Genomic DNA, 6727 nt, shown 5'->3' with positions numbered 1-6727 from the left:
GTTTGCTCGACCCCGTTCAGGTCGGCGGTTATGAGTGTTGGTAAAAAAGAGGTGGTGCCCAACTTGCGGTGGGCATCACCGATGGTGCAAAGCGTTTCCAGAGTCGGCGCATCGATCAGCAGTGCGCCGCCGCCGCCGTTGACCTGGGTGTCGATCAAACCTGGCAGCAGGCGAAAACCACAGAGGTCGGTGACCTCGTAGTCGTCAATTGCAATTGATGACAGTGGCGCGAGTTGCTCGATATGTTGACCGCAGTAAATGAGTGCGTGATCGGTTAGCCAGCCGTCGCCGTCAAATATTCTTGCATTGATCAGTGCCTTCGCCTTGGCCATTACAGCGTCTCCGTTACCTTGCGCAGGTGCGGCGGTTGATCAGGATTGTAACCGCGGGCAATAGAGAGCGCATTGGCCATTTTGTAAAAGCTCTGGACGGCGAGAATCGGTGCCACGGCGGGGTGGCTGCCCGCCACGACGGGTAAGCCGCACTCGGCTTTTTCGCTGGCGACCAGTACTTGTGCGTCGCGCGCTTTAAAGTCTTCCACCAAGGCGTCAAAGCCCTGGCTGGTTTCGTCTTGTTGCGCCAGCATCAATACCGGAAAGCCGGCTTTCACAATGGCCATGGGGCCGTGTTTCACTTCGGCCGCACTAAAGGCTTCCGCGTGTAGGCCGCAGGTCTCTTTAAACTTCAGTGCCGCTTCCTGCGCCACGCCAAAGCCCATGCCGCGCCCGATGACAAAAAGGTTGTTGGCATGCAACAAGGTGCTTACGGCCTTGTGCCAGTCGCATTGCCACGCTTGTGCCAATTGCTGTGGCAATTGTTTGCAAGCGGCAATAAGCAGCTCGTCGCCACTCCATTCGCTTACCAGGTGCAAGACGGCACTCAGGGTGGCGATATACGACTTGGTGGCAGCCACACTGTGCTCTGCCCCTGCGCGCAGAGGTATCACGATATCTGCCAAATCCGCCAACGGCGAGTCTTCTACATTGACCAGTGCCAGCGTCAAGGCGCCGGCAGCTTTTGCTTGGGCAACGCCCGCCAATAGATCGGGGCTTTTACCTGATTGAGAAATAGCAATATAGAGCACGCCTTTCAGTTTCTGTTGGCTTTGGTACACCGAGCTGACCGACGGCGACGCGGACGATGTCAGCACACCGGTGCGCGTTTCAATGAGGTACTTGGCGTAGGTGGCGGCGTGGTCGGAGCTGCCGCGTGCCATGGTGACCACTGCGATGGGATTGAAGGTTTTGATTTGACTAACCGCGTTGCTGATTAGTGCCTGATTTTCAGACTGTTGGCGTGCTACCACGTCGGCGCTCGACGCTGCTTCTTGGTACATCAGGGTTTGTTCGGGTTGTAGCTGGGTGGCGGTGGCAGTCATAAAAGCGTCCAATAATTGCTGTGCGATCAGTTAACTGTTTGTGGAGGCGGGCGCTATGTCGCGGCACCTGGCTGGTCGACCCGTCGGGGCGAAGACCTATCAATCCAGGTGTGTCCACCCCCTGAGACAACGTTGTCATTGTGTCGTGTAAAAAAGGGGTTGTAAACCCCCAGATTATTACTTTCGCTAATTGGCGTTAGCGGGGCAGCTGGAATCGCGCACTACCAGCTTGGGGTAGAAGCCCTGGCAGGCCGGCTCACCGGCGGCCTCGCGCCCGGCGCGAATGTCGTTGATGAGCAGTTTTGCCGCCGTTTGGGCAATGGTGTTGTTCGGCTGTTGGGCGGTGGTGAGTTTAGGCCACGCCTGGCGCGAAAAGGGCGAATCCTCGAATCCGACTATAGACAGCTCCTGGGGTACGGATACGCCCATTATCCGGGCGGCAAACAGAGTACCTGCGGCAATTTCATCGTTACAAGCGAAAATGGCTGTGGGCCTTTGGGGTTGGGAGAGCAGGTGTTTTGAGCGCTCAATCCCCGACTCAAAAGCGTATTCACCCGGCACGATGAGCGCCTCGTCCAGTGCAATATTGTTTTTCTGCATGGCGGCTTTATAGCCTTCAAGGCGCTCGCCACTGGAGGCGTGTTCCATATCGCCCCCTAAAAAGCCGATGCGCGTGTGCCCCAGGTCGATAAGATATTGGGTAATGTCGAAGCCGGCCGTGCGGTCGTCGATAAATACACAGGGAGACAGGGTGTCCGGCGCCGCCTGGCCCGACAGAATGCGTACGAAGCGAATGTTTTTTGCTCTAAGGGCGTCGATCACTTCAGCAGTCTCCGACAGCGGCGGCGTGAGCACCAGGCCGCCAACGCGCGAGCGATCTAGCATGTCGTTGAGCTCGCTCAGTATGTCGGGCGACTTGGCATCACAGGGGTGAATAACCAGTTCGTAGCCTTCGTTGCGGCAGGTTTGCAAAATACCATTTTGCATCTCGATAACGTAGTTACTGTTGGGGTTATCGTAAATAAAACCGATGGACGAGGCGGCCCCGCGCATCAGGCGGGCGCCTAGATTTGGTTGGTAATTCAGCTCTTTGACGGCAGCCCACACTTTATCTTGCAGATCCTGGCCCACGCTGGGCTCGCGATTGATGACGCGCGAGACAGTTTTAAAAGAAACACCGGCCAGTTTGGCCACATCCTTGATGGTTGCCTTCATGTGTGCTGCGTAAACCCTGTATTGATGTGTGACGGACAAGTCGGCAAGGGTAGAGCCTTCCGGAGGAGGGAGCAAGTAAATCACCCTGTAAAGGCGGTTAGGGCGAACCTCTTGCAATTGACAACGTTGTCTGTCGTGATATATTTAAGACAACGTTGTCATGCAGTTTTAATTTAAAGGATGCCCTATGCCGTGCCCAACTCAATTGCCCGCCTGGCGCCAACTGGAACACTTGGCGAGTCAGGCGCAATCCTGGTCCGTTGCCGATCTGTTTGCGCGCGACAGCGCACGATTTGAGCGATTTTCCCACCGCTGGTGTGGTCATTTGTTCGATTTTTCTAAGCAGCGTGTGACCGAGGAGGTGTTGGACAAGCTGTTGGCGCTGGCGCAGCAATCCGGCTTGCACGCGCAGCGCGCGGCGCAGTGGGCCGGTAGCCCGATCAATCGCACGGAAGATCGAGCGGTGCTCCATATGGCGCTACGGGATCGGTCGGGGCGACAATATGCGCTAGCAGGGGAGTCGACAGGCAGTATTAATCACCAGGTAGAGGGAGAGCTGGCGCGCATGCGGGCCTTCGTGGCGGCTGTGCGCGATGGCCAATGGTTAGGGTATACGGGCTTGCCAATCACCGATGTAGTGAGTATCGGTATTGGCGGTTCTAACCTGGGGCCGCAAACGGTATGCGAAGCATTGGCGGAATATGCCGACGAGCGCTTACAGGTCCATTTTGTCAGTAACGTGGACGGCATCAGCCTTCAGCGCACGCTGGCAAAGCTCAACCCCGCTACGACGTTATTTGTGGTGGCCTCAAAAACCTTTACGACACGCGAGACCATGATCAACGCGCAGACCGCACGCAAATGGCTGCTTGCCGGTGGTGTCGATGCGAGTGCCGTGGCGCAACATTTTGCCGCTGTTACCGCCGCCACCGATAAGGCGCAGGCTATGGGTATCGCACCGGATAATATTTTTGCCATGTGGGATTGGGTAGGTGGGCGTTTTTCGCTCTGGTCAGCAATAGGTCTCCCGATTGCTTTGTATCTGGGGTTTGAGCATTTTGAGGCACTGTTGGCCGGCGCCCACGCCATGGACAAACATTTTCTGACGGCGCCAGACCGCGAAAATTTACCGCTGTTGATGGCGTTGGTGGGAGTTTGGAACAGCACATTCTTGCGGGTGCCCACACTGGCCATACTGCCATACGATCAAGGCTTGTCATTCTTACCCGCTTATTTGCAGCAAGCAGAAATGGAAAGCAACGGAAAATCGGTACAGCGCGATGGCCAGCCCGTACGCTACAACACCTGTCCCATTGTGTGGGGCCAGTTGGGTATAGATGGGCAACATGCGTTCTATCAATTATTGCATCAGGGCACTCACGCCGTCGCCGCTGATTTCATTGGTTCCAAATCGGCACTGCACGCGCTGCCAGAGCATCACGAAAACTTGTTAGCGAATCTGATTGCGCAATCGCAGGCACTGATGGACGGCGTGAGCGCCGAGCAAGTCGGGCAATCGCTGAGCGCTCAAGGCCTGGATGAAACCGCGAAAAAAGCCCTGGTGCCGCACAAGGTGCATGCCGGCAATCGCAGTTCCAGCACGATACTGCTGGAGCGATTGTCGCCGCACAGTCTGGGGGCATTAATTGCGCTCTACGAGCACAAAATTTTTGCCCAAGGCGTAATTTGGAATATCTGTTCTTACGATCAATGGGGGGTCGAACTGGGCAAGCTATTGGCGGGCAAGGTGGAGCAGCAATTAAAAGGCGAACCAGCATCTGCAAATCAAGACGGGTCCACTTTGGGCTTAGTGCGTTTTTGCCAAGTTGCGCAAGACTAAGCACCTAAAAAGATTGCGCAATTCGCCCCTTGACCGTTAGGTCAGGGGCGGTTGCAAAGTGGGAATACTAAAGTTGTGTATTGGCCTGCGCAGCGCCTGGATGTTGGGCTAAGTGCGTCCACAAATGGGTATAACTTAACGCTATGCGTTTGGCGAGCTGGTCTTTTGTACTCGAACCGCCGTGTCCGCCCTCGCGATTTTCGTAATAGGCAATGGGTTGCCCGAAGGCCTTCATACGCGCAGCCATTTTGCGAGCGTGGCCGGGATGAACTCTGTCGTCCTTCGTGGATGTATAGAAAAAAGTGGGCGGATATTGAGCGCCCTCTTTAATATTTTGAAACGGCGAGTATTCGCTAATCCATGCCCATTGCTCCGCAATATCCGGGTTGCCGTATTCCGCCATCCAACTCGCGCCGGCGAGCAGGGTATGGTAGCGGCGCATATCCAGGAGCGGCACGCCGCAGATGACGGCGCCGTACAAATCGGGCTGGCGAACCATGGTTGCCCCAACTAATAATCCGCCATTGCTGCGGCCCTCTATGCCTAAATGTTCAGGCGAAGTAATGTTTCGCTTGATTAAGTCTTTGGCCACTGCTTCAAAATCTTCGTAGGCTTTCGTGCGATTTTCTAGAAGCACAGCGCTGTGCCACGCGGGGCCATATTCGCCGCCACCGCGGATATTTGCCAGCACAAATACGCCGCCGCGTTCAAGCCACAGCTTTCCATAGGCGCCATTTAGGTCTTCATAGGAGCCAGAGTAGGAGGGTTGCAAGGAGACTCGAAACCCACCGTAAGAAAAGATATGGGTCGGATTTTTGCCGTTGTACTGAAGGTCTTTGGCGCGCACTACAAAGTAGGGTACTTTGGTGCCGTCGGGTGATTGAGCAAAAAACTGTTCGCTCACAAATTGGCTGCTGTCAAAGGTGGGCGGTTGAGAAGCCGCAACGCTAGGTGTTTTCCCTGCTTGGACAAAGTAAAATTTGGGCGGTGTTAAAAAATCTTCGTAGCGGGCAAAAAAATCACCGGTTTTTGCATCAATGGTTTCAATGCTGATAGTACCTTCTGTGGGCAGATCGATGGTTTCCCAGCGCCATTGTCCCGCTGTTTTTTGATACAGGCGCGCCTGTGATTTTACGTCGGTTAAACCCACGGCCAACACGCCCCCGGGGGTTGCGTGAATTTCCTCTACCACAAAGTCGCGCGAGGGCTCTATCAGTAACGTGATGTCGTGGGCGGCAGATTTATCCGGTGTTAGCAGAATTTGTGGTCGAATCAATAGTACCGATCCCTCGCCAAAATCGCGGCCATTAAAATGCCAGTCCGCCTTTAGCGATACCAATAGCTCATCTCTAACTAAGTCGTTAATGACGGCGCTGGCCGGCAAATGCATGGGATGTAATTGCCCGGCTTTAAGCAAGTGGTATTGCGCCTCCCAAAAACTCGTGGCCTCGGTAACGATGCTGGCGTGATGACTCCCGTCTTTATAGTGGTGGCCGCTGGCCGATACCGATGTTTGCGCCGCGGTAAACAGTAGCGGTGCTTCATCAAGGGGCGTGCCTCTCTGCCAGTGTCGAACCTGCCGTGCGTAGCCCGAGTCAGTGAGGCTGCCCGCGCCGAAATGAGTGCTTACAAACAGTTGGTTTTCATCAATCCAGCTGGCATTGGTCTTGGCCGCCGGCAAATAAAAGCCGTCTTCCACAAAGGTTAAGCTTTCCGTATCAAACTCTCGAATTTCCCGAGTATCGCCACCGCCTTCAGAAAGCGATAGCAGACACCGGCGGTATTCGGGACTAAGGCAATCCAGGCCTTTAAACACCCAGGCCGTTTGCTCAGCTTCTGAGAGTTTGTCGATGTCTAGCACTGTTTCCCAAACTGGTTGTCCGCTGGCAAAAGCCGCGGTGGTCGTGCGTCGATAAATGCCCCGTGGGTGTGCTTGATCTTGCCAAAGGTTGTAAAGGTACTTGCCTTTCTGCGTGACCTTAGGCAAACGCTGGGGATTGGACAGTATGGACAGCGCTTCGGCGTACAGTGATTGGTACAGCGGCGATTGCGCTAACCGGGACTCAGTTTCCTGGTTGGCGGCATCCACCCACGCCAATGCGGCGGGCCCCTCCACATTTTCCAGCCATTGAAAATCGTCGGGCGTATCGCTGCAGGCAGCGGTTACAAGGGCCAGGCTGCAAAGCCAGAGCGAAGGGCGCTTCATCACAAACTCCTTAGGCATTCATTCTTATTCCCCATCAGACGAAACAACGTGCAATTCACGCAATTTCGTCTGGCGCTATCAATTCACT

The 6727-nt window shown here is 55.0% G+C and carries 4 protein-coding genes and 1 pseudogene; 1 reads left to right on the top strand and 4 read right to left on the bottom strand.

Features of this window, described 5'->3' with window-relative positions:
- The 3 genes and pseudogenes from ACW8F6_RS16445 to ACW8F6_RS16435 all read right to left on the bottom strand — a co-directional run.
- A pseudogene (locus tag ACW8F6_RS16445) lies at positions 1-332 on the bottom strand (N-acetylglucosamine-6-phosphate deacetylase); the annotation flags it as partial.
- Positions 332-1378 (bottom strand): SIS domain-containing protein, encoded by a 1047-nt coding sequence (locus ACW8F6_RS16440; protein WP_491576970.1) that lies wholly within the window; start codon positions 1376-1378, stop codon positions 332-334. The pseudogene ACW8F6_RS16445 and the gene ACW8F6_RS16440, both read right to left, overlap by 1 nt.
- A gap of 186 nt (positions 1379-1564) precedes the next feature.
- Positions 1565-2593, bottom strand: coding sequence for a LacI family DNA-binding transcriptional regulator (locus tag ACW8F6_RS16435; protein WP_491576969.1), 1029 nt, complete (start codon positions 2591-2593; stop codon positions 1565-1567).
- A gap of 187 nt (positions 2594-2780) precedes the next feature.
- Between ACW8F6_RS16435 and pgi the strand changes: the two genes are divergently transcribed.
- On the top strand, positions 2781-4433 hold the full coding sequence (gene pgi / locus ACW8F6_RS16430; protein ID WP_491576968.1) for a glucose-6-phosphate isomerase: 1653 nt from the start codon (positions 2781-2783) through the stop codon (positions 4431-4433).
- A 67-nt stretch (positions 4434-4500) separates the two neighbouring features.
- Here the strand turns inward: pgi and ACW8F6_RS16425 are convergent, their stop codons facing one another.
- Positions 4501-6639: a prolyl oligopeptidase family serine peptidase gene (locus tag ACW8F6_RS16425; protein WP_491576967.1), complete on the bottom strand. Its 2139-nt coding sequence runs from the start codon at positions 6637-6639 to the stop codon at positions 4501-4503.
- Positions 6640-6727 lie beyond the last annotated feature (88 nt).

Source organism: Simiduia sp., from assembly GCF_058345725.1.
Note: the sequence above shows the minus strand (reverse complement) of the source record. Positions and strands in the feature narration are given on the sequence as shown.